At 71.1% G+C, this 21,863-nt stretch carries 23 protein-coding genes, 2 tRNA genes and 1 pseudogene; 13 read left to right on the forward strand and 13 right to left on the reverse strand.

From position 1 onward, the window contains the following. The first annotated feature begins 47 nt into the window (after positions 1-47). Together HFP48_RS00085 and HFP48_RS00090 are read left to right on the forward strand one after the other, a co-directional pair. A tRNA-Ile gene (locus HFP48_RS00085) sits at positions 48-121 on the forward strand. A gap of 138 nt (positions 122-259) precedes the next feature. Beyond that, positions 260-332: transfer RNA gene (locus HFP48_RS00090), tRNA-Ala, on the forward strand. A gap of 68 nt (positions 333-400) precedes the next feature. On the opposite strand, the gene HFP48_RS00095 is transcribed toward HFP48_RS00090, so the two are convergent. From HFP48_RS00095 to HFP48_RS00115, 5 genes are read right to left on the reverse strand one after another with little or no spacing between them, the layout of a single operon-like run. After that, on the reverse strand, positions 401-853 hold the full coding sequence (locus HFP48_RS00095; protein ID WP_043799097.1) for a MarR family transcriptional regulator: 453 nt from the start codon (positions 851-853) through the stop codon (positions 401-403). After that, positions 850-1,461 (reverse strand): type 1 glutamine amidotransferase family protein, encoded by a 612-nt coding sequence (locus HFP48_RS00100; protein WP_050034261.1) that lies wholly within the window; start codon positions 1,459-1,461, stop codon positions 850-852. The genes HFP48_RS00095 and HFP48_RS00100 overlap by 4 nt, the downstream gene beginning before the upstream one ends. 55 nt (positions 1,462-1,516) lie before the next feature. After that, positions 1,517-2,104 (reverse strand): TetR/AcrR family transcriptional regulator, encoded by a 588-nt coding sequence (locus HFP48_RS00105; protein WP_006934487.1) that lies wholly within the window; start codon positions 2,102-2,104, stop codon positions 1,517-1,519. A gap of 17 nt (positions 2,105-2,121) precedes the next feature. Then, positions 2,122-2,808, reverse strand: a complete 687-nt coding sequence (locus HFP48_RS00110) for an ABC transporter ATP-binding protein (RefSeq protein ID WP_168578828.1) — start codon at positions 2,806-2,808, stop codon at positions 2,122-2,124. Further along, positions 2,805-3,935, reverse strand: coding sequence for an ABC transporter permease (locus tag HFP48_RS00115; protein ID WP_168578829.1), 1,131 nt, complete (start codon positions 3,933-3,935; stop codon positions 2,805-2,807). The genes HFP48_RS00110 and HFP48_RS00115 overlap by 4 nt, the downstream gene beginning before the upstream one ends. Before the next feature lie 116 nt (positions 3,936-4,051). Between HFP48_RS00115 and HFP48_RS00120 the strand changes: the two genes are divergently transcribed. The 4 genes from HFP48_RS00120 (at position 4,052) to HFP48_RS00135 (ending at position 7,428) form a co-directional block, all read left to right on the forward strand. After that, positions 4,052-4,552, forward strand: coding sequence for a hypothetical protein (locus HFP48_RS00120; protein WP_029546814.1), 501 nt, complete (start codon positions 4,052-4,054; stop codon positions 4,550-4,552). A 77-nt stretch (positions 4,553-4,629) separates the two neighbouring features. Beyond that, positions 4,630-5,139: a copper chaperone PCu(A)C gene (locus HFP48_RS00125; RefSeq protein WP_006934494.1), complete on the forward strand. Its 510-nt coding sequence runs from the start codon at positions 4,630-4,632 to the stop codon at positions 5,137-5,139. Then, the gene (locus HFP48_RS00130) at positions 5,132-6,316 is read left to right on the forward strand and encodes a Dyp-type peroxidase (RefSeq protein ID WP_006934496.1); all 1,185 of its coding nucleotides are present in this window, start codon (positions 5,132-5,134) and stop codon (positions 6,314-6,316) included. The genes HFP48_RS00125 and HFP48_RS00130 overlap by 8 nt, the downstream gene beginning before the upstream one ends. 152 nt (positions 6,317-6,468) lie before the next feature. Then, the gene (locus tag HFP48_RS00135; RefSeq protein WP_006934498.1) at positions 6,469-7,428 is read left to right on the forward strand and encodes a R2-like ligand-binding oxidase; all 960 of its coding nucleotides are present in this window, start codon (positions 6,469-6,471) and stop codon (positions 7,426-7,428) included. A 27-nt stretch (positions 7,429-7,455) separates the two neighbouring features. Here the strand turns inward: HFP48_RS00135 and HFP48_RS00140 are convergent, their stop codons facing one another. Then, a complete protein-coding gene (locus HFP48_RS00140) occupies positions 7,456-8,652 on the reverse strand; it encodes a hypothetical protein (RefSeq protein ID WP_168578830.1) in 1,197 nt (398 codons plus the stop codon). 149 nt (positions 8,653-8,801) lie between these two features. Here HFP48_RS00140 and HFP48_RS00145 point away from each other — a divergent pair. Next, positions 8,802-9,091, forward strand: a pseudogene (locus tag HFP48_RS00145) (alpha/beta-hydrolase family protein); the annotation flags it as partial. A gap of 24 nt (positions 9,092-9,115) precedes the next feature. On the opposite strand, the gene HFP48_RS00150 reads toward HFP48_RS00145, so the two are convergent. Further along, complete coding sequence (locus HFP48_RS00150) at positions 9,116-9,796, reverse strand: hypothetical protein (protein WP_168578831.1); 681 nt, start codon at positions 9,794-9,796, stop codon at positions 9,116-9,118. Positions 9,797-9,978: 182 nt separating this feature from the next. Here HFP48_RS00150 and HFP48_RS00155 point away from each other — a divergent pair, with 182 nt between their 5' ends. Continuing rightward, positions 9,979-11,265: a lipase family protein gene (locus HFP48_RS00155; protein ID WP_168578832.1), complete on the forward strand. Its 1,287-nt coding sequence runs from the start codon at positions 9,979-9,981 to the stop codon at positions 11,263-11,265. A gap of 90 nt (positions 11,266-11,355) precedes the next feature. Here HFP48_RS00155 and HFP48_RS00160 read toward each other — a convergent pair whose 3' ends face one another. Then, entirely contained in the window at positions 11,356-13,299 is a 1,944-nt protein-coding gene (locus HFP48_RS00160) for an acyl-CoA dehydrogenase family protein (protein ID WP_006942216.1), read from the reverse strand. Positions 13,300-13,541: 242 nt separating this feature from the next. On the opposite strand from HFP48_RS00160, the gene HFP48_RS00165 reads away from it, so the two are divergent. Further along, entirely contained in the window at positions 13,542-13,709 is a 168-nt protein-coding gene (locus HFP48_RS00165; RefSeq protein ID WP_164528058.1) for a hypothetical protein, read from the forward strand. A 13-nt stretch (positions 13,710-13,722) separates the two neighbouring features. Here HFP48_RS00165 and HFP48_RS00170 read toward each other — a convergent pair whose 3' ends face one another. Continuing rightward, positions 13,723-14,544 carry an alginate biosynthesis protein AlgP gene (locus HFP48_RS00170; RefSeq protein WP_246872491.1) on the reverse strand — a complete coding sequence of 274 codons (822 nt, stop codon included), beginning with the start codon at positions 14,542-14,544 and terminating at the stop codon, positions 13,723-13,725. Between the two features lie 89 nt (positions 14,545-14,633). On the opposite strand from HFP48_RS00170, the gene HFP48_RS00175 reads away from it, so the two are divergent. After that, entirely contained in the window at positions 14,634-15,161 is a 528-nt protein-coding gene (locus tag HFP48_RS00175) for a peptidylprolyl isomerase (RefSeq protein ID WP_006942206.1), read from the forward strand. Positions 15,162-15,180: 19 nt separating this feature from the next. Continuing rightward, a complete protein-coding gene (locus tag HFP48_RS00180) occupies positions 15,181-16,107 on the forward strand; it encodes a rhomboid family intramembrane serine protease (RefSeq protein WP_006942204.1) in 927 nt (308 codons plus the stop codon). Here the strand turns inward: HFP48_RS00180 and HFP48_RS00185 are convergent. Then, positions 16,092-16,541, reverse strand: a complete 450-nt coding sequence (locus HFP48_RS00185; protein ID WP_029546822.1) for a PH domain-containing protein — start codon at positions 16,539-16,541, stop codon at positions 16,092-16,094. The two genes, HFP48_RS00180 and HFP48_RS00185, sit on opposite strands and share 16 nt — an antisense overlap. 66 nt (positions 16,542-16,607) lie before the next feature. Continuing rightward, positions 16,608-16,871 carry a cell division protein CrgA gene (gene crgA / locus HFP48_RS00190; RefSeq protein ID WP_006942200.1) on the reverse strand — a complete coding sequence of 88 codons (264 nt, stop codon included), beginning with the start codon at positions 16,869-16,871 and terminating at the stop codon, positions 16,608-16,610. A gap of 114 nt (positions 16,872-16,985) precedes the next feature. Between crgA and HFP48_RS00195 the strand changes: the two genes are divergently transcribed. Together HFP48_RS00195 and HFP48_RS00200 are read left to right on the forward strand one after the other, a co-directional pair. Next, positions 16,986-17,711 carry a DUF881 domain-containing protein gene (locus tag HFP48_RS00195; protein WP_043799077.1) on the forward strand — a complete coding sequence of 242 codons (726 nt, stop codon included), beginning with the start codon at positions 16,986-16,988 and terminating at the stop codon, positions 17,709-17,711. A gap of 20 nt (positions 17,712-17,731) precedes the next feature. Then, the gene (locus HFP48_RS00200; protein ID WP_006942196.1) at positions 17,732-18,394 is read left to right on the forward strand and encodes an aminodeoxychorismate/anthranilate synthase component II; all 663 of its coding nucleotides are present in this window, start codon (positions 17,732-17,734) and stop codon (positions 18,392-18,394) included. A gap of 35 nt (positions 18,395-18,429) precedes the next feature. Here HFP48_RS00200 and pknB read toward each other — a convergent pair whose 3' ends face one another. Next, entirely contained in the window at positions 18,430-20,343 is a 1,914-nt protein-coding gene (pknB, locus tag HFP48_RS00205; RefSeq protein WP_050034266.1) for a Stk1 family PASTA domain-containing Ser/Thr kinase, read from the reverse strand. Further along, complete coding sequence (locus tag HFP48_RS00210) at positions 20,340-21,863, reverse strand: serine/threonine-protein kinase (protein ID WP_050034267.1); 1,524 nt, start codon at positions 21,861-21,863, stop codon at positions 20,340-20,342. Before HFP48_RS00210 ends, pknB begins: the two co-directional genes overlap by 4 nt.

A 21,863-nucleotide genomic window follows, 5' to 3' on the forward strand; every position in this document is an offset into this window, starting at 1 on the left:
ATTTTGGACTTCGTGGCTCGGTGGGGTAGTGTTCCAACTCGGTTCGAGGGCCTATAGCTCAGGCGGTTAGAGCGCTTCGCTGATAACGAAGAGGTCGGAGGTTCAAGTCCTCCTAGGCCCACTCCCCGTGCCGAAAGGGCAGCGAGCATGAAGGTTCTTCTCACTGTGGGAACCGTGGTGCTGGTGGCCGTCGGACTCGCTCGGATGTTGCGGAGCGAGGACGAATGGCACGAGGTCACCGGCCGCTGAGGCGGCAGACGGGGCCTTAGCTCAGTTGGTAGAGCGCTGCCTTTGCAAGGCAGATGTCAGGAGTTCGAATCTCCTAGGCTCCACAACGCACACTCGAATATCGACGACAGGCCCGGACATCACGGATGTCCGGGCCTGTCGTCGTGCCCGGTCACTTCTCCTCGGCGAGCTCGTCGAGGACCGCCGAGAGCCGGCGCATCGCGGCCAGTGCGCCGGCCAGGTCTTCCTCGCCCACGGCGTCGGCCAGGCGACGGGCGAAGGCGGCATGCGCCGGATCGATCCCGGACACCGCCTCGCGTCCCGCCGGGGTCGGCGCGACGAGCTTGGCGCGCCGGTGGGCCGGGTTGGGCAGGTACTCGGCGAGGCCTCGCTCGACCAGCAGGTCGGCGATCCGCTGCACGCTCTGGCGGGTGATCCCCATCGCGCGGGCGATGCCGGCGACCGGCAGGGGTTCGCGCAGCACGGCACCGAGGACCTGCCACCACGCCGCGGTGAGCCCGGCCGGGCGCGCGAGGGATTCGGCGACCTCGAGGAACTGTCCGTTGAGCCGGAACGACGTCAGAGCGAGGCCGCTGAGCAGTTCTTGTTCCGGGCGCTCGCTCATCCGGCCATGAGTTCGTAGAAGCCGGCGGGGTCGCGTCGGCCGTAGAGCTTGAACCAGGATTCGAGGACGTGCGGCTCGAACACCTCGAGGCGTTCGAGGATCGCGCGGGCGAACTCGACCGGGGCGGTGGCACTCGCGGTGATCAGATTCCGGTCGGTGACGGCCGGTTCGTCGCGGTAGAGATCCCCGCCCGCGTAGCCCACACTCGCCAGGAACTCGGCGGCGTTGCTCGTGTGCGCGCGATCGTCGAGTAGGCCGGCGAGGGCGAGCCCGCCCGTGGCCCCGCAGATCGCGGCCACCGGGACCCCGGCCTCGAGGAAGTCGCGCGCCCGTTCGGCGAAGGGGGTGAACTGCTCGGTGTTCCAGATGTCGTTGCCCGCCAGGACGAGCATCGCGCTGTTCTCCGGCCGCACCTCGTCCAGGGTGGTGTCGGGGAGGATGCGGATTCCGCCCATGGTGGTGACGGGTTCGCGCGTGGCGCCGACGGTGGCGACGGCGTAGCGGCCGGGATGCTTGTGCCAGAGGGGCTTGTTGATGTGGGCGATCGCATGACCGACCTCCCAGTCGGCGAAGGTGTCGTACACGGCGACATGCACTGTCTCAGTCATGACAATATGCTGTCGATTTGACAGCCTGTTGTCAATAGGGGGCACCCGGAAGATCTCAGCCCGTTTCACGTGAAACGTCGATGAGCTCGAGCAGATCGCGGACCGCCCGGCGGACCTCCTCCAGGTTCCGGCCGGATTCGATGAGTTCGGTGCCCTTGTGGACCACGGCGCCGACCAGTTCGGCGGCCAGTTCCGGATGCGTGGTCCCGTGCTCACGCAGGGCCTCGACGAGGGGGAGCACGAGCTCGCGGTGCAGCGTCTGCATGCGTTCGTCGGTGAAGGCCTGCGGCGTGACCGTGGCGAGCGCTCCGACGAGCGCGTGCTCGCCCTCGGCGACGAGCCGGAGGTTGGCGTCGACGTACGCGAGTACCCGGCCGGCCGGATCGCCGGCCTCGTCCATGGCGGCGATCACCTTCGCGTTCCAGCGCGGGAACATGTCCTCGACGACCGCGCGCAGCAGATCCTCCCGCGACCGGAAGTAGTGGTAGACGCTGGAGCGGGCGAGCCCGGCCCGGGCCGCGACCTCGCCCAGGCTCGGCGGGCGCTCCGGCGACTCGGTCAACAGTGCGTGAGCCGCATCGAGGAGTGCCCGTAGTTGGGTTGCGCGATGCTCGGCGACGGTAGCCGCAGAGATCTTCGGCACGGGCCCTCCTCGTGCGGTCAGCCGCGGGCGTGCAGCCTGCCGTCCACCATCTCCAGGATGCGGTCGCAATGCTCCAGCACGTCGTGGTCGTGGGTGACCATGATGCCAGCCACCCCCGCATCGTGGGTTTCCCGGGCAAGCAACTCGACCACCTCGTGGCTGCGGGTGCGGTCGAGGGCGGCGGTCGGTTCGTCGACGAGCAGCAGCGCCGGCCGCGAGACGAGGGCCCGGGCGATGCCGACCCGCTGGCGTTCGCCGCCGGAGAGCTGTCCGGGTCGCCGGTCGGCGCGATGGCTCATCCCGACCGCCCCGAGCAGCTCGTCCGGATCACGTCCGGGGCGACCGGTGATCTTCGGGACCAGCCGGAGCTGGTCGCGGGCGGTCAGGGCGGGAACGAGGTTCCCGGACTGGAAGACGAAGCCCACCCGCTCTCGCCGCAGCCGGGTCAGCGCCCGATTCGGCAGGGCGGAGACGTCGATCCCCGCCAGCGTGACGACACCCGTGGTGGGGCGGGTGAGACCGCCGGCGACGGCCAGCAGACTCGACTTGCCGGCGCCCGAGGGCCCGACGATCGCGACGAGCTCACCGGCGGCGACGTGCAGGTTCACGTCGTCCAGTGCCACGACGGTGTTGTCGCCGTCGCCGAAGCGGAGGGTGACGCCGGACAGGGCCAGGCCGGTGGTGGGGATGGTCGAGGTGGTCATCGGTTCTCTCCGAGTGCGGTGAGGGGATCGACGCGGGTGACGCGGACGACGGCAACGGCCGCGCCCAGCAGTCCCAGCAGGACCAGGGTCGCGGCGCCGGACGCGACGGGGCCGGTCTCGAGCGCGAACGGCATGCCGCTGCCCTCGAGGCCCGACCCGAGGCCGAGGCCGAGGAGGACTCCGACGGTCACCGACGCGAGGAGCACGACCGTCGCCTGTGCCAGGCCGTCGCGCAGGAGGAAACCCGTGGAGGCGCCCATGGCCCGCAGCACGGCCAGTTCCCGGGAGCGCTGGACGGTCCAGATGCTGAAGAAGGCGCCGACGACGAGGGCGGAGATCGCGTACAGGAAGCCCTTGATGAGGGACATCGTCATCATCTCGGCGGAGTAGCCGGGGGAGGCGTCGAAGGATTCCTCGAGGGTCTTGGCGGCGGTGCCGGCGGCGGCATCGCCCGCGGCGAGGTCGGGCAGCCGGTCGTCGACACCCCGGACGGCGACGACGCTCGCCTCGGTGTAGACGCGCGGATCGGGTAGCTCGCCGGCCCGCGTGCCGGCGTGGATCGCCTGCCAGGTTCGCAGCGGCAGGTAGGCGACGTCGACGTGGCCGAAGGTGCGCTTGTCGGCGGTGAAGCCGGCGACCGTGAGTTCGGTGCCGAGGCGCTCGAGGACGATGGTGTCGCCGACGGCGATGCCCGCCTCGCGCACGGTGTCGCTGACCAGGATGTCGGTGTCGCCGGTGAGGGGACGCCCCTCGGCGGGCGCCGGTTCGAGGAACGAGCCGGGTTCGACGCCGAAGAGGGTGAGGTCGACCGGTGTGCCGGACGCGGTCCGGGCGTTGACGATGGCGTTGCCGAGCAGCGCGGCGTCGGCGACGTCCGGCCGGGCGCGCCACGCGGCGGCCTGGTCCTCGGTGACGACGGATCGCGAGAACGCCGAGTCGGTGCGGGTGCCCTCGGCGAAGGCGAAGGCCTGGACCGGGGTGCGCTGGAGGGCCGAGACGCCGTCTGCCACGAGGCCGGAGGACAGGCCGGACAGGATGACCATCAGCACCGCCACCAGGGCTACGACGGTTCCCATGAGGAGGAAGCGGGTGCGCGCGAACCATAGTTCGCGCAGCGCGAGGAACATGTGGGCTCCTGAGGAAGATTTACCGACGGACAGTCGACATCTTATCGACAATGTGTCGGCAAGTTCTGTGAGGCCGGTTACTACTTCCGGTAGTAGGAGGCGCGTATCCTGGCTGCATGTCTGCCGAGAAGGACTTCGCCGCACGCGTGCGCGGCGCCTTCGTCGGCGGCATGTCGGGGGCGGTGAGCATCGCCGCCCATGCGCTCGCCGGCGGGGCCGCGCCGGGACAGGCATCCGCGGTGTTGCTGCTCGCCGCCGCGGCCGCGGTGGGTCTGCTCGCCGCGGGCACGCGCCTGCCGATCGTCGGCGTGCTGGCCGCCGGGCAGGTGGTGGGCCACGGTGTCCTCTCCCTCGACACGGGACACGTCCACGTCCCCGGCGCGGGCATGCTGGCCGCCCACACGGCCGCGATCGTCGTCGCGGCGCTGCTCGTCCGCGGCGCCGAACACGGCTGCCGCGTCGGGCTCACCGCGGTGCGGCGCGCGAGTGTGCCGCCGTTCGCGCCGGCGCCCGTCGCCGTTCCCGGCTGGACGCCCGTCGCACACCATCCCCGGGTGCGGCGCGGCCTGCTCGTCGCCGCAGGTCTCGGCACCCGAGGTCCTCCCCACACGGTCTGATCCCAGCCCACCTCACGGTCACCGCTACGCGGGACCGCGCGCACGCGTGCGCACCCGGACCGATTTCGGAGAACCTCATGAAGAAGACCCTGTTCCTCGCTGCCGCCGCGGCCGCGACCCTGTTCGCCGCCGGATGCTCGTCCGACGAGCCGGCCGCCGCCTCCGCGGACTCGCTCACCGTCTCCTCGGCGTGGGCGAAGGCCGCCGAATCCGGCATGACCGGTGCTTTCGCCGAGCTCGAGAACACCGGCGACTCCGACATCCACATCGTCTCCGCCGCCAGCCCCAGCTCGGCCCGCACCGAGATCCACGAGATGGCGGCCGGCGACGGCGGCGCCATGGTGATGCGCGAAAAGGAGGACGGCCTGGTCATTCCCGCGCACAGCACCCACTCCCTCGCGCCCGGCAACGACCACCTGATGCTGATGGACCTCGTCGAGCCCGTCCTGCCCGGCACCGAGGTGACCTTCGAGCTGACCTTCGAGGACGGCTCGACCACCGAGTTCACCGCGCAGGTCCGCGACTTCTCCGGCGCACGGGAGAACTACCAGCCGAGCGCCGGCATGGGGGCGAACCACGGTGGCTGAGCTGAGCCGGCGGCGCCTCCTCGGGGGCGGCGCCGCCGTCCTCGGCGTCGCGGGCATCGGCGCGGCCGGGATCGGGACGGGCCTCGGCTATGCCGCCACGCGGGAGCCCGAGCCCACCGGCGGGCGCACCGTCGCCTTCCACGGCGTGCACCAGGCCGGCATCGACACCGAACCGCAGGCCTTCGCCGCGTTCGTCGCCCTGGATCTGCGCCCGGGCCTCGACCGGCGGGCGCTCGTCGGGATCATGAAGGTGTGGGCCGAGGACGGCCGCCGGCTCACCGAGGGCAGCCCTGCCCTCGGCGACACCGAGCCCGAACTCGCCCACGATCCCGCGCGGCTGACCGTGACCGTCGGATTCGGTCCCGCCGTGTTCGACGCGGCTGGCCTGGCGGCGCAGCGGCCCGAGTGGCTGCGGCCGCTGCCCGCGTTCTCGATCGATCGCCTCGAGGAGCGCTGGTCGGGCGGTGATCTGCTGGTGCAGGTCTGCGCCGACGACCCGGTCACCGTCTCGCACGCGACCCGCACGCTCGCCAAGAGCGTGCGGTCGCTGGCCACCGTGCGCTGGGTCCAGCGCGGGTTCCGCAACGCGGCGGGCACCAAGCCCGCCGGCACCACGATGCGCAACCTCATGGGCCAGGTCGACGGCACGGTCAACCCGGCCGCGGGAAGCACGGACTTCGACCGGCAGGTGTGGAATCCCGGCACCCCGGCCTGGCTGGCCGGGGGCACGTCCGTGGTGGTGCGGCGTATCCGCATGGAACTCGACACGTGGGACGAGCTGGACCGGCCGGCCCGTGAACTCGCCGTGGGCCGGGACCTGGCCTCGGGGGCGCCGTTGACCGGCAACCGGGAGCACGACGATCCGGACTTCGCCGCCACCGACGTGCACGGCATTCCGGTGATCCCCCCGGAATCGCACGTCGCGCGGGCGCGGCCCCGGAACGCGAACGAGCGGTTCCTGCGGCGCGGCTACAACTACGACGACCCGGACGGCGCCGGGCTGCTGTTCGCGTCGTACCAGGCCGACGTGGACGCCCAGTTCGTTCCGGTGCAGCAGCGGCTCGCCGAGCACGACGCGCTGAACCCGTGGATCACGCCGATCGGGTCGGCGGTGTTCGCCGTCCCACCCGGATTCGGCCCCGGCGGATATCCGGGGGACACCCTGCTCGAGGGCTGACGGGCAGCGCTCCCGGCCGGGATCTGCTCGACGATCCCGGCCGGGGGTCCGTCATACCTACAGTTTGTATGGTTCCCGTCACGCCCCGCCGAAATGGCGCTACCGTCGAGATGGACACGCGTCCATCCGGGCGAGGGAAGGCGGGCACACTCATGACCACAGCACTGCCGGAACGTCAGGGCTTCGGAACGCTGCGCGCGGGAGGTCTGCACTGGGACGCCTTCCCGCTGCGGCTGTTCGCGAAGGGTAACGCGAAGTTCTGGGATCCGCTCGAGCTGGACTTCAGCCGGGACGCGGCCGACTGGAACGAGCTCAACAGCGAACAGCACCGCAGCGCCACCTATCTCGTCGCGCAGTTCGTGGCCGGCGAGGAGGCCGTCACACAGGACATCCAGCCGTTCCTACGGGCGATGGCCGCCGAGGGCCGGCTCGGCGACGAGATGTACCTGACCCAGTTCTGCTTCGAGGAGGCCAAGCACACCCAGGTCTTCCGCCTGTGGATGGACGCGGTGGGCCTGACCGCGGACCTGCACTCCTACGTCGCGGACAATCCGTACTACCGGCAGCTGTTCTACGAGGAACTGCCCCATTCGTTGCGCGTCCTCGAGACCGATCCGAGTCCTGCCAATCAGGTCCGCGCCAGCGTCACCTACAACCACGTCATCGAGGGCAGTCTCGCCCTCACCGGGTACTACGCCTGGCAGAAGGTGTGCACGAAACGCGGAATCCTGCCCGGCATGCAGGAACTCGTGCGCCGGATCGGCGACGACGAACGCCGGCACATGGCGTGGGGCACGTTCACGTGCCGCCGCCACGTCGCAGCCGACGACTCGAACTGGGATGTCGTGCAGCAGCGCATGGGGGAGTTGCTGCCGCTGGCGCTCGGCATGATCCAGTGGGTCAACGACCAGTTCGAGGAGCAGCCCTTCGGCCTCGACCCCGACGAGTTCGTCGCCTACGCGGCCGACCGGGCCCAGCGGCGGCTCGGGGCCATCGAATCCGCGCGCGGCCGGCCGGTCGAGGAGATCGACCTCGACTACAGCCCCGAGGTGCTCGAGGACAAGTTCGGCGCGGAGGACGCCGCGGAGCTGAACTCGCTCACGGAGGGCTGAACTCCGCGGTAGTAACAACCCGAACGGTCAGAGCAGCGCGACGGCCGCGACGGCCAGCAGCAGGATCACTGCCACCACGGCCCCGATCGCCGAGGAGTTCCTGCTCGGCCGCGTGGTGACGGTGGTGACCGTCGCCCCGAAGGCCTCGTCGGCGCTGCTGTCATCGGACCGGGTGTCATCGGACCGGGCGTCGCCGGACCGGGAGTCGGAGGCGGTCGTCGCCGGGACCGGTGCGGGGCTCCCCGGTGCGCCGGCCGCCCTGTCTCGTTCCGCGGCCGCCTCGGCCCTCGCTCGTTCGGCCGCTTCGAGTTCCCGGATACGTGGGATGCCACCGGTGAGGACGTCGGTGACGTCGTACGACGGTGGCAGTCCGATCCGCGCCTTGACCACGCGCGCGGGCGTGAAACCCGCCGCCAGGATGGCGGCACCGAGGGCGGCGGTCTGCTCGGGGCCGGGGCCGACGAGGGTGCGCACGCCGAGTTTCGCGGCGAGGCTGTCCGCGATGGACTGCACATGCGAGCGGTCGCGCGCGACGAACCCGTCGCCCATCACCACCACGGCGTCGAGGTTGTGCGAAAGCCAGCCGAACGCGCCGAGCGCGGTGGCCAGCTGGGCCGCGGGAGACGGGGCGCTCTTGGCGGCGAAGCGGAACGCCTTGCCGGCTGACACACCGGAGCGCACGAGATTGACGGTCGAGCCGCCGTCGTCGACGTGGAAGATGCCGACGAGTTGGCCGGGGGTCTCCGAGATCTCCGACGCGTACCAGGTGGCCGCGGCCTCGGCGTCCGAGACGAGGGCGATGTGCCGCAGATCCGCGTAGTCGAGCGCGGCCCGCAGCGCGGCCACCGTGGACTGGTCCCACCGCGACGGGTAGGTGGCGGTGACAGCGGGCAGACCCCCGTCGGGCCCGCCGTCCGGCGGCAGCGGCTGGCACTCGTGCAACAGGCAGGCGATCGCCGTGGCCATCGAGTCCTCGGCCCGGTAGATACGCCCGTCACTGGCGGTGACGCCGGCGGGATCGCCGACGCGGCCGAGGAAGCCCGACAGGTAGCGGGCCTCGCCGGCGGGATGCGGGGCGCCGCCGAGGACGGTGGTGCCGTCGGAGTCGATGTGCAGGACGGTGTCACGGGCTATGACGACGGGATCGGGGCTGCCGGGGTCGTTGGAGGCGAGCACCGCGGTGGACACCACGCTCCCGATCCGGAGACCGACTCCCACAGCCATGTCACACCTCCCGTAGACAACGATCGGCGTACATCTTGCTACCGACTCGGCCACGTCCGGGGAAGCCGCGCCGTAGGACCGCGCGGGAGATTGCCGTGCCCACTAGGATCCGCGCGTGACGTAAGCACAGCCCGTGTGCGCCTGCGGTTACCAGGCCGATCACCCGGTGGTCGTTCGGGCTGCTGCTGCGGGAGCCGGACTGGTTGCGGGAGCCGCTCGCCCCGGATGTGGATCCGGGCATGCGGTGGCTGCCCTTCGTCACGTTCTTGCAGGTCACGCTCGACATGGTGTTCTCCGCCGACGTCCCGTCCGGGTTCGGCCACGCCTACGGGCCGGAGGCGGCGCAGTTGTGGGCGGACATCCTCGCCCCGACGGCTGGGACGACGCGGTCACCCACCGGGTGCAGAACGCCCTGTCCGCCCAGCCCGGCGACGAGTGACGCCGCTCCGTCGCCGTGGCACCGTCAGGTTCTCGGCCGGAACGCCCGCCGGGGCGGGAACGCCTGCCGGGCGTGGGTCAGCAGGAACACGCTGATCACGATCACCCACGCCGGGAAGACGAGCGTGAGCCACAGCGCCTCGGTCACCGCGAACAGCAGGACCAGGGCGAGCAGGTACGTGGGTAGGACCAGCCATCGGGGCATGAGTCCGGTGCGCAGCCAGATGGTGGCCAGCGAGATCATGAAGACCGCGGCCATGCGGATCGAATAGACGTTGCTGATCTGCAGGATCAGCGCGTGCGCGAAGGCGGCGGATTCCTGGGCGGGCACCGCCTCCGCCCGGTCCGCCAGGAGCAGCCCGCCGGCGGTGGCCATCGTGACGAGGATCAGCGCCAGGAACAACAGGCCGCTACCGACGAAGACCGTCGAGAAGAACTGGTCCTCGAGGTCTCCCAGCCGGTGCCGGAGCGCACCGATGAACCACAGGAACGCGATGCAGGCGAACTGGGCCAGCGTCAGCGCCACGGTGAGCCGTGAGCGGCCGGCGTCCAGCCACTCGGTGCTGCCGAAGGGATCGGCGGGGATCGCCTGACGGATCAGGACGATGCTCGTCGCGAACAGGACGGCGAACACGATCCCGACGACGGCGGCGGTATGCGGTGTGGTCAGTCGGTGCAGTTGCGGTTCGCTGCGCTCCCCGGTCATGACCGGATTGTCCCCGACCAGCGGCAATGCCCGGGAGCGAACGACGGACCGCGGTGCGAATCGGGGTTCGCGAGCCCCCCGGATCACGTACTTACGCGCCGGTAAGTTAGGTGTTACAGTGCGTACCGCTTGTGTCGTCCGACACACGGACAGCTACCTGTGAAGGGACCATGGGGATGGGGATGGGGATCACCAGACGGTGGATCGGCGCTGCGGCGACGGCCGCGGCACTGACAGGAGCGATGCTTGCCACGCCGGCGACGGCGAGCGCGGATGCGAACTTCTACGATCCTCCGCTCGACCTGGTCGGAGCCTCCGGCGACGTCCTCCGCAGCGGGCCGTCCGACCTCTCCATTCGCGTCCCGTCGCCGCAGGGCGTGTTCCCCGCGCAGGGCACCCGGCTGCTGTACCGCAGCCTCGACGCCACCGGCGGACCCAGCGCCGTCGGCGGCACCTACCTCGAGCCGTCGCTGCCGTGGAACGGGCCGGGGCCGCGACCGCTCGTCGCCATCGCGCCGGGCACCCAGGGCCAGGGCGACCAGTGTGCCCCGTCCAAGCAGCTGAACTCGCTCGTGTCCTACACCCCGCCGCTCGACCTGTTCACCGAGTACGAACTGCTCTCGATCAACACCCTGCTGCTGCAGGGCATCGCCGTCGTCGTCACCGACTACGACGGGCTCGGCACACCGGGGCACCACACGTACGTCAACCGGCTCGCCGAGGCGCACGCGGTGCTGGATGCGGTCCGGGCGGCGCAGAGCCTGCCCGCCACGTCCATCACCCCCGACGGTCCTGTCGGCCTGTGGGGGTACTCCCAGGGCGGCGGTGCCGTGGCTGCGGCAGCAGAACTGCAGCCGACCTACGCGCCCGAGCTGAACGTCGTGGGGGCCTATGCCGGCGCGCCGCCCGCGGACCTCGAGGCCACGCTCAGCCAGGTCGACGGAACGGCGCTCACCGGCGTGATCGGCTGCACGATCAACGGCCTCGGCGAGGCCTACCCCGAGCTCCGGGATCTCATCGACGCCGAGGTCAACGACCGTGGACGCGAGATGCTGCATTCGGTGGCGAACCAGTGCGCGCCGGAGACGATCTTCCGTTACGGCTTCCAGCGCACGAGCGACTACACCCGCACGGGTGAGCCGCTGAGCGTGGTCGTCGATCGGTTGCCGGAGGCGAAGGAAGCCATCGCCGCGCAGCGGATCGGACGTCTGCAGCCGTCGGTGCCGGTACTCGTGCAGCACGGGACGATGGACGACATCGTGCCCTACGGACAGGGTCGCCAGCTCGCGGCGGACTGGTGCGCCCTCGGCGCCACCGTCCAGTTCTCCCCGAACACCACCCCGCCTGTCCTGCCGGGCCTGGCCGTCAATCACGCGCTTCCTCTGGTCGCGGGGATGCCCGAGGCGGTCGCCTACCTGAACGACCGGTTCGCGAATCGGCCCGCCCCGTCCAACTGCGGCGCCTTCTGACCCACGACGGCGTCGGATCCGCGCAAGGCGATCAGCCGCGACAGCGATTGCTGTCGCGGCTGACCGGAGCCCGCGCGGCCGGCGGCCCGTTCACACCACCGGATGGTCGGCGCCGAGGAATCTGCGGGCGAGGTTCTGCTCCACCGACGGCCCGGGCGACCATTCGGCGATCCACGGGCCCGTACCCTCGCTGGGATCGATCACGCCCTTCTCCAGCCAGGTGTAGCGCCCGTCGAGGACGTCGGCCGTGAGCTGCCGGTCGGCATCGTCGGTGTGCGTCCACAACGCGGCGAACAGCGAGTCCACGCGGAGCTTCGCCTGGAGGCAGAAGACGTCGGCGAGTTCGTAGGCCGCGTCCGTATCGGGGTGGCCGTCGGTGTGGTACATCTGCGCCCGCACGCAACTCGCCGACATGGCGAACAGTTCCGCGCCGATATCGACGAGCCGCCCCAGGAAATTCTGCCGCTTCTCCAGACCGCCCTGCCACCGGGCCATGCCGTAGAACGTGGACCGAGCGAGCTTGCGCGAACACCGCTCCACGTAGCGCAGATGGTGTGCCAGGGGACCGAATTCGCCGTACGAGGTGGGTAGCTGGCCCCTGCCCGCCACCAACTGGGGCAGCCACTTGGCGTAGAAGCCGCTCGCCTTGGCGGCGGCCCGGGCCTTCGTGTCCAGAGTGGCTTTCGGATCCGCCAGCTCACCCGCCACCCGCAGGTGGGCGTCGACGGCTTCGCGGGCGACGAAGAGCCGCATGATCTCGCTCGAGCCCTCGAAGATCCGGTTGATCCGCAGGTCCCGCAGGAGCTGCTCGGCGGGCACCATCCGCTCACCCCGGGCCGCAAGCGACGCCGCCGTCTCGTAGCCGCGTCCCCCTCGGATCTGCATCAACTCGTCGGCGATCTCGCAGGCCACCTCGCTGGACCACAGCTTGGCCAGGGCCGCCTCGATGCGGATGTCGTTGCGGTCCTCGTCGCACATCTGGCCGGTCAGTTCCACCACGGCCTCGAGGGCGAACGTGGTGGCGGCGATGTATCCGATCTTGCCGGCGATCGCATCGTGCCGGCCCACAGGCCGACCCCACTGGACGCGGGTGCCGGACCATTCCCGGGCGATCTTGAGCGCCCACTTGCCCGCACCGGCGCACATCGACGGGATCGCGAGCCGGCCGGCGTTGAGGGTGGTCAGGGCGATCTTCAGGCCGTCGCCCTCGCGGCCGATGAGGTTCTCCTTCGGCACCCGCACCTTGTACAGCCGGGTGAGGCCGTTCTCGATCCCCTTCAGGCCCAGGAACGAGTTGCGGCGTTCGACGGTGATGCCCGGGGTGTTCGCCTCGACGACGAACGCCGAGATGCCACCGCGGTGGCCCTCGCTGCGCGGCACCCGCGCCATCACCACCAGCAGTTCGGCGACCACTCCGTTGGTGGTCCACAGCTTCAGGCCGTCGAGTTCGTACGCGTCGCCGTTCTCCACCGGCACCGCCGTCGAGGCGAGACGGGCGGGATCGGAACCCACGTCGGGTTCGGTCAGCAGGAAGGCCGAGATCGCCCCTCGCGCACACCGCGGGAGGAAAGCGCGTTTCTGTTCGGGTGTCCCGGCCAGCTTCAGGGGTTCGGGCACTCCGATGGACTGATGCGCCGACAACAGAACGCCCAGGCTCGGGTGGGCGCTGGCCACGAGCATCAGCGCGCGGTTGTAGGCCACCTGCGACAGTCCCAGGCCGCCGTACTCCTGGGAGATCTTCATGCCGAAGCAGCCGAGCTCGGCCAATCCGGCGACGTATTCGTCGGGGATCCGGGCCTCGCGCTCGATGCGGCTGCCGTCCACACCCTCGCAGAAGCGGCGAAGCTCTGCCAGGAACCCTTCGGTACGGGCCTCCTCGTCGGGGGTGGGCCGCGGGAACGGATGGATGAGGTCGAGGGTCAGACGTCCGAGAAACAACTCCTTTGCGAACGACGGCTTGTGCCAGGTGGTCTCGCGGGACTCCTCTGCGAGCGCGCGCGACTGTTCCTCGCTGGCGTGTACCTGTTGTGCCATGTGATGCCTCCCCGATAGGACTGCTACCGGCGAGTATCCACCTGTTCTGTGATGCACATCACGCGATTCGGCGGATCGGTACCCATGAGTAACCGACGGCGCGGGGGTGGGGCGGATCACGGTCCGACGGGGCTGCCGGCGCGACAGAGCCCCCGCCCGTGTCCGTAGGCTGGACATGTCATCGACGACGTACCCGAGCACCTCCACCTTCCCGCTCGCGCGGACCACCGCTGGAGGCCGACATGGAATTCCTCGCGTCCGTACCCGTTGTGCTGCTGTTGACCGTCCTGATCTATGTCGTGGCCGGCCGGATCGTCGACCTGGAAGTGCGCGTCACCGAACGACAACTGCAGAAGGAAGGGCAGGCCGCGATCGACGCGACCTGCCCCGGATCCGATTCCGTCCCGTGACCCCGGGCGGAACTCAGTCCTGCTTCTTCGGGCCCCCCGCGGGACCGGCCGACGGCTTCGGCTTCGCGGCGGTTCCCTTGCTGCCGGCGGCCTCGCTCTTCGGCTCGGCGGCCGGCTTCGGAGCCGTTCCCTCCTTGGCCGCGTGCTTTCCGGTCGGGGGCGCCTCGGCAGTCCCCTTCGGGACGGTGGTGGGCTCGGCCTTCGGCGTCGCGGCTGCCGTCGGGGTCGCCTTCGGCGTCGGCGCGGGCACCGCGGGGGCAGCCGTCCCGCCCTCGGCCCGAGGTGCGGCCTTCCCCGGCGCGGCCGATTCGGGCTTCGGGGCCACGGCCTCGGGCGTCGCGGCCGGCCCGGGCTTCGCCTCGGGTGCGGCAGCCTCCGGCTTCGGTGCGGCAGCCTCCGGCTTCGGTGCGGCAGCCTCCGGTGTCGCGACCGGCCCGGGCTCGGGGGTGACCGGCTCGATCCGCGGCGGCTCCGGCGCGACCGGCGGATGATCCCCGAGACGGCTGCGGTAGAACACAACTCCGCCGGCGGCGACGACGCCGAGCGCGCCGACCGTCACCAGGATCCTGCGGCCCCGCCCGCGGGGTGCTGCCTCGATCGTCGCCGCGGCTCGCGCGCGGCGGCACTCCCGGCTTCTGGCCATGTTCCGGGCGATGTCGAGACCCTTGCGGGCGACCAGCAGGCCGGTGAAGAGCGGCCCCCGCGCGAGGGCCGTAGCGCCCTGCCCTGCGAGCTTCAGGTAGCCACCGGCGCCCTCGGACTTCTTCGGGGGGCGCACGAGTTCGCTGCCGGCGCCGGACCCGATCTTGGTTCTGGACTCGCTCACACTCGTCATGTACCCACTTTTGCACAGCGGACCCCCGCGGCCGGGGTTCGCGAGACGGACCGCCCCGGTGTCGCAGACCCGGATGGCACGATGGAGGGGTGACTTCACCTCAAAAGACCGCAACCGCGACTCTGCACACCAACCGCGGCGACATCGTGATCTCGCTCTTCGGCAACCACGCTCCGAAGACGGTCGAGAACTTCGTCGGCCTCGCGAACGGCACCAAGGAGTACAAGACCCAGAACGCCAAGGGGGAGACCAGTGGCCCGTTCTACGACGGTGCGGTTTTCCACCGCGTCATCGACGGCTTCATGATCCAGGGCGGCGACCCGACCGGCACCGGTCGTGGCGGCCCGGGCTACCAGTTCGCCGACGAGTTCCACCCCGAGCTGCAGTTCGACCGCAGCTACCTGCTGGCCATGGCCAACGCCGGCCCGGGCACCAACGGTTCGCAGTTCTTCATCACCGTCGGGCCGACCCCCCACCTGAACCGACGCCACACCATCTTCGGTGAGGTCGCCGACGAGGCGTCGAAGAAGGTCGTCGACGCGATCGCCACGACGGCGACGGACCGCGCGGACCGCCCGGTCGAGCCCGTCGTCATCGAGAGCATCACCATCTCCTGAATCTCCGGAAGAGACCGATATGACGAACCCCGGCTGGGGCCACGCGGCCGGCGGGGGCGGCCACCCGCCCCAGCCGCGGTGCGTCCGGCATCCCGATCGCCCGACCCTGCTCTCGTGCAGCCGATGCGGGCGACCGGCCTGCCCCGACTGCCTGCGGCCCGCCGCGGTGGGTCAGCAGTGCGTCGACTGCGTCGCGGCCGCCCAGCGCGATGTCCCGCAGGCCCGCACCGTCGCGGGGGCGCCCATGCGGGCGCAGACGAACACCCCCCTCGTGACCTACATCCTGATCGCGCTGAACACCGCGATCTTCGCGATCACCGCCGCCCAGTCCGGCAGCGTGATGAACAACGAGCGCTCGTCGAGCCTGTTCTTCGAGTGGGCGCTGTGGCCGCCGATGATCGCGGTGCGCGACGAGTACATCCGCGTGCTCGGCAGCGGGTTCCTGCACTTCGGTGTGCTGCACCTCGCGGTCAACATGTTCGCGCTGTACGTGATCGGGCGTGACACCGAACTCGTCCTCGGCCGGCTCCGGTACCTGGCCGTATACCTGGTGTCCATCCTCGGCGGATCCGCCGCGGTGATGCTGCTCCAGACCGACGCCGTGACCGCCGGTGCCTCCGGCGCCGTGTTCGGCCTGCTGGGCGCGCAGGCGGTGATCCTGATGCGGCTGCGGCGCAGCCCCGCGCCGGTGCTGATGATCGTCGTCCTCAACGTCGTCATCAGCATCACCATCCCGGGCATCTCCCTGTGGGGACACCTCGGCGGCCTGGCCGCGGGTGCGGCGGCGACGGCGGCGCTGTTGTTCGCGCCGCGGGCGCTGGGCGCGGGCGACGACCGTGCCCGCTTCGTTCGGACGGGCTGGCTCGCGCTGGCAGCCGTCACGGTGGTCACCGTGCTGGTCCTCGTGCTGGCGGTCCTGCGCCTGCGGGCTCAGCTCGGCGTCTGATCCGGCGCCAGCCCCCGCACCGCGAGCGCGTCGTACACCGTGCGGGGGTCGGTGCCCAGGTCCCAGCGCCCGAAGATCAGCAGCTGCTCGTCGCCGCGGGGATCGCGCACGTCGATCTCCAGCATCGGCACGCGACGGCCGAGCCGCGGATACGCGACGATCCGCACCCGCATCAGGGCCGCGCGGGGCAGCTCGCGTCGTCCCGACAGACGGGTGACGGCCAGCCCGGCGCCGTCCGGAAGCACCTCGAGCCGCGGACGCTGACGGACCGCGAGGGCCGCGACCGCGAACGCCACCACGGCCGCGAGCCCGACGAGCGTGCGACCGGCGGCATCGGCCGTCGTCGCCGCGGCGACGGCGAGCACGATGCCGCCCGCCGTGAGAGCGGCGATCGCGAGCGGGGGTGTGGACCAGCGGAGCGATTCAGTCGCCACGGGGAGCTTTCCCCAGTTCATCCACAGGTTTGTCCACAGGTGGGGATGAACTACATCCCTGTAACCTCACCGCCATCTCATGGTCATGATCAGGCCGACGATCATGAACCCGAAGCCGATGAGGAAGTTGTACGCACCGAGGTCGTTCATCCACGAGATCTGCTCGGCCGCGAGGTAGTACACCACCAGCCAGGCCAGGCCGACGAGCATGAAGCCGAGCATCAGCGCGACGTACCAGGTGCTCGACGGGCCCGCCTTCACCTTCACGGGGGTTCGGCTCACCGGGTTGATCGTGTAGTCGGTCTTCTTCCGGACCTTCGACTTGGGCATGACGTCCTCGTTCGTGCGGTACCGCGCGGGGCGGACAGGTAGGTTGGGCAGCTACCTGATGTGTACTGCCAGTGTGAGTACACGCTAACGCAGAATCCGGAACGGAGGGTCCACGTGTCGGACGGCCGGGCCCGCGCGCTCGGGTGGACTGCCGCCGCGCTGGCCGTGTGCCTGCTCGCCGGGTTGCTGCTCGGCACCACCCGCGGGGTCTCCGACGGCGCGGAACTGCGCGTGAGCGACTCCGCGCGGCTGTCCGATCTCGTACGGGCGGCGCAGGCCAAGGCCGACGAGCTCGCCGCCACCCGCGACGACCTCGCGGGACGCGTCGCCGAGCTGCAGGCGCAGGCCGCGGCCACCGACGACGACGTCGCCGCGGTGCTCGCCGACACCGCCGCCCTCGAGGACCCCGCCGGGCTGACCGCACGGCGTGGCCCGGGCGTCACCGTCAGCCTCACCGATGCCCCGCGCGGCGCCGACGGCCGGTATCCGGCGGACGCGTCGCCCGACGATCTCGTGGTGCACCAGCAGGACGTGCAGAGCGTGCTCAACGCGATGTGGGCCGGCGGGGCGGAGGCGATCGCCATGCAGGATCAGCGGATCGTCGCGACGTCGGCGCCGCGCTGCATCGGCAACACCCTGCTGTTGCACGGCCGCACCTACTCCCCGCCCTACGTGATCACCGCGCTGGGCGACCCCGCACGGCTCGAGGCGGCGCTGGCCGCCGAGCCGGGCATCCGCGTGTACAGGCAGTACGCGGCCCGCTACGGGCTGGGCTACACGCAGCAGGCGTCGGATGCCCTGTCGGTTCCCGCCTACACGGGCGGAACGACGCTGCGCTGACGGGTCGGTACCCTTTCCGCATGCGCATCCTCGTCGTCGACAACTACGACAGCTTCGTCTTCAATCTCGTGCAGTACCTGGGGCAGCTCGGTACCCGCGCCGAGGTGTGGCGCAACGACGACGAGCGGCTCACCGGCCCCGGCGCCGCGGACCGGATCGCGGCCGAGTTCGACGGGATCCTCCTCAGCCCCGGTCCGGGCACCCCGCAGCGGGCCGGCGCCAGCATGGACCTCGTGCGTGCCTGCGCCGCCGCGAGCACACCGCTGCTCGGCGTCTGCCTGGGCCATCAGGCGATCGGTGCCGCCTTCGGCGCGACGGTCGACCGTGCCCCGGAGCTGCTGCACGGCAAGACCAGCTCGGTGTGGCACGACGGCACCGGTGTGCTGGCCGGCCTGCCGGATCCGTTCACCGCGACGCGCTACCACTCGCTCACGGTGCTGCCGCAGACGATGCCCGACGAGCTCGTGCCGACCGGATACACCGAGAGCGGCATCGTCATGGCCCTGCGGCATCGCGAGCTGCCGATCCACGGCGTCCAGTTCCACCCCGAGTCGGTCCTCACCCAGGGCGGTCACCGGATGCTGGCGAACTGGCTGGCCGTGTGCGGCGAGGCGCCGGACGAGCAGCTGGTGGCCCGGCTGGAGGCGGAGATGGCGAAGGCGCTCGCGGGCGGCGCCGCCTGAGCCGTCCGCTCCGCGGACCGATATCCGAGCGCAGCTCAGCGGATACCCAGCACGCCCACGCCCACGGTGATGGTCTCCGAGTTGGAGATCTCCGACCCCGGGGGCTGCTGCTGGGCGATGACCTTGCCCACGAGCTCCGGGTCGAGGGTGGCCTCACGGTTCTGCACGAGCTGCGCCGGCGAACCCGTCCAGCCGGCCGCCCGCAGCGCCGTCAGCGCCTCGGACACCGTCCTGTTCGTCAACGCCGGCATCTCGATGCGGTTCCCGTTGGACACCTGGATGGTGACCGTGTCGCCCTTCGTGGCGCTGGTTCCGCCCGCCGGGCTGCTCGACACGACCGTCCCGGCCGGCTGGCTGGAGTCGATCTCGTCGACCACGACGGTGAAGCCCGCGGCCTCGATGTTGTCGCGCGCCACCTCGGTGGCCTGACCCACGACGTTGGGCACGCGGATCTGTTCGGGGCCGCTGCCGAGCGTCACGCTCACCGCGCTGTCGCGGTCGGCGTCCGCTCCCGCGGCGGGACTCTGGTCGACGACGGTGTCGCGTTCGGCCGCCGACGACGGCGCCCGCGCCACATTCGGATCGAGCCGCAGTCCGGCCTCGGCCAGGGTCTGCAGCGCCTCCTGCTGGTTCATGCCCGCGAGCCGCGGGATCTGCACCTGCTCGGGCCCGCTCGAGACCTCGAGGGTGACGGTGCTGCCCTCCTCGGCCTGGACCCCGGCGACCGGCCGGGTGTTGACGACGTTGCCGCTGGCGACCACCGCGTCGGGCTTCATCTGCACCGACACCTCGAACCCGGCATCCTGCAGCCTGCTCTCCGCGATCTCCGCGGCGAGGTTGCGCACGTCGGGGACGGGGATCTGCGCGGCGCTCGAGCCGGGGCCCGAGGTCCACAGGAACACGCCGACGATGCCGACGATCACGACCGCGGCCAGGCCCAGCAGCGTGTTGCGCAGTGCCCGGGAACGTTGCGGCGCGGCCGAGGTCCCACCCGCGACGACTCCGGCGGCCCCGCGGTCCGTGCCGTTGCGCGGTGTCCCGGCGCCGTCGACGGCCCCGAGGATGGTGGTGCGGTCCTCGTCGGTCATCACCATCGGCGCGCTGGGCTTCTGGCCGCTGAGCACGCGGATCAGGTCGCTGCGCATCTCGGCGGCGCTCTGGTAGCGGTTGGCGGGGTTCTTCGCCATCGCCTTGAGGATCACCGAGTCCAGCTCCGGCGGGACGGCGGAGTTCACCGACGAGGGCAGCGGCGGATCCTCCCGGACATGCTGGTACGCGACGGCCACCGGGGAGTCGCCCTGGAACGGCGGCTTGCCGGTGAGGATCTCGAACAGCACACAGCCCACGGAGTACACGTCGGAGCGGGCGTCGACCTGCTCGCCGCGGGCCTGCTCCGGCGACAGGTACTGGGCGGTGCCGATCACCGCGGCCGTCTGCGTCATCGGGCTCGCGGCGTCGGAGATGGCCCGGGCGATGCCGAAGTCCATCACCTTGACCGCGCCGGAACGGGTGATCATGACATTCGCGGGCTTGACGTCGCGGTGGACGATCATGTTGCGGTGGCTGAAGTCCAGGGCGGCGCACACGTCGGCCACGACCTCCATGGCCCGCTTCGGGGTCATCGGCCCCTGGGAGCGCACGATGTCGCGCAGCGTATCGCCCTCGACGTACTCCATGACGATGTACGGCAGCGGGCCGGCCTCGGTCTCCGCCTCGCCGGTGTCGTACACGGCGACGATCGCCGGATGGTTCAGCGCGGCCGCGTTCTGGGCTTCGCGGCGGAACCGGAGATAGAACGTGGGGTCGCGGGCGAGGTCGGCGCGCAGCACCTTGATCGCCACGTCGCGGTCGAGCCGCAGATCCCGGGCCAGGTGCACCTCCGACATGCCACCGAAGCCGAGGATCTCACCCAACTCGTAGCGGGAAGAGAGCTTGCGGGGTGTGGTCATGACTGTCCTCGGGTGACTGGCTCGATCGGGGTGAACGGGTTGTCTATGGCTCCGGGTTCGAGACCACCGTCGCCGCCATCCGGCAACGAGACCGTGGTGGTGGTCGTCTCGGCCGTCGTCGTGGTGGCGGCTGTGGTCGTCGTGGCCGTCGTCGTGGTCGGCGGCGCGGTGGTCGTCGGCGCCTCCGTCGTCGTCGGCGGCGGCGGGGTGGTCGTCGTCGGCTCGGGGGTCGTGGTGGGCGCCTGCGTCGTGGTGGGAGGAGCCGTGGTGGTCGGTTCCTCCGTCGTGGTGGTGGTCCGCGGCGGCCGCGTGGTCGTCGTCGCGCGGGTGGTGGTCGTCGGGGCCTGCGTGGTCGTCGTGGACCGCGCGGGGCCCGCGTCACCCGAATTGTCGCCGCCCAGCAGCACCAGCGCCAACGCGACGAGCGCCAGGGCCACCGCCGCCCCGGCCGCCCAGGCGAGGACCTTCGGGCTGGGGGAGCGCTTGTCGCCGGACGGGGTGGGTCCGGTGGGCGGCTGGTCGCCGCCGTTCGCGTACGTCGGGGCGTAGTACGGCCGCGACGGCGGAGGCGGGGTCGGACCGAGCGCGCGGGTCGCGGCGGTGGGCGCGGTGGTGCCCGGCACCCCGGGCGGCAGGATCCGCGTGGCACCGGTGACCGGCGGCACGTTGCCCGGCGGTGGCACCGGCCGCCCGGCGCGCACCGCGGAGACGGCGTCGGCGAACTCGCCGCCGCTGGTGTACCGGTACGCCGGATCCTTCGTCATGGCGATCTCGATGAGTTCACGCACCCCCGCCGGCAGGTCGGTGGGCAGCGGCGCGGGCGTCTCCTGCACGTGCTTCATCGCGACGGTGACGACGCTGTCGCCGAGGAACGGTCGCCGGCCGGCGAGGGCCTCGTACCCGACGACGCCGAGCGAGTACACGTCGCTCGCCGACGTCGCCTCCTGGCCGAGAGCCTGCTCGGGCGCGATGTACTGAGCGGTGCCCATGACCATGCCGGTGCGCGTCACCGGCGACGCGTCGACGGCCTTGGCGATGCCGAAGTCGGTGATCTTCACCTGGCCGGTGGGGGTGATGAGGATGTTGCCGGGTTTGACGTCGCGGTGCACGACCCCGGCGTCGTGGGCAGCCTGCAGCGCCCGCCCGGTCTGCTCGAGCATGTCCAGGGTGTGCGGCAGCGACAGCCGGCCCACCCGGGCGAGGACGGCGTTGAGGGGCTCGCCGTGCACGAGTTCCATCACGAGGTACGCGATGGACTGGCCCTCGGCGTCGGTGGTCTCGCCGTAGTCGAACACGCCGGCGATGCCGGGGTGGTTGAGCTGCGCGGTGGTGCGCGCCTCGAACCGGAAACGGGTCAGGAAGTCCGCGTCGCCGGAGAGCTCGGCCTTGAGGACCTTCACCGCCACCCGGCGGTCGAGACGGGTGTCGAGCCCCTCCCACACCTGTCCCATGCCGCCGGTGGCGATGAGCCGTTGCAGCCGGTATCGGTCGGCGATCATGGCGCCGCTGTGCAAAGCCAT

The organism is Rhodococcus sp. DMU1 (assembly GCF_012272955.1).
In the GTDB taxonomy this organism is placed as follows: domain Bacteria; phylum Actinomycetota; class Actinomycetes; order Mycobacteriales; family Mycobacteriaceae; genus Rhodococcus; species Rhodococcus aetherivorans.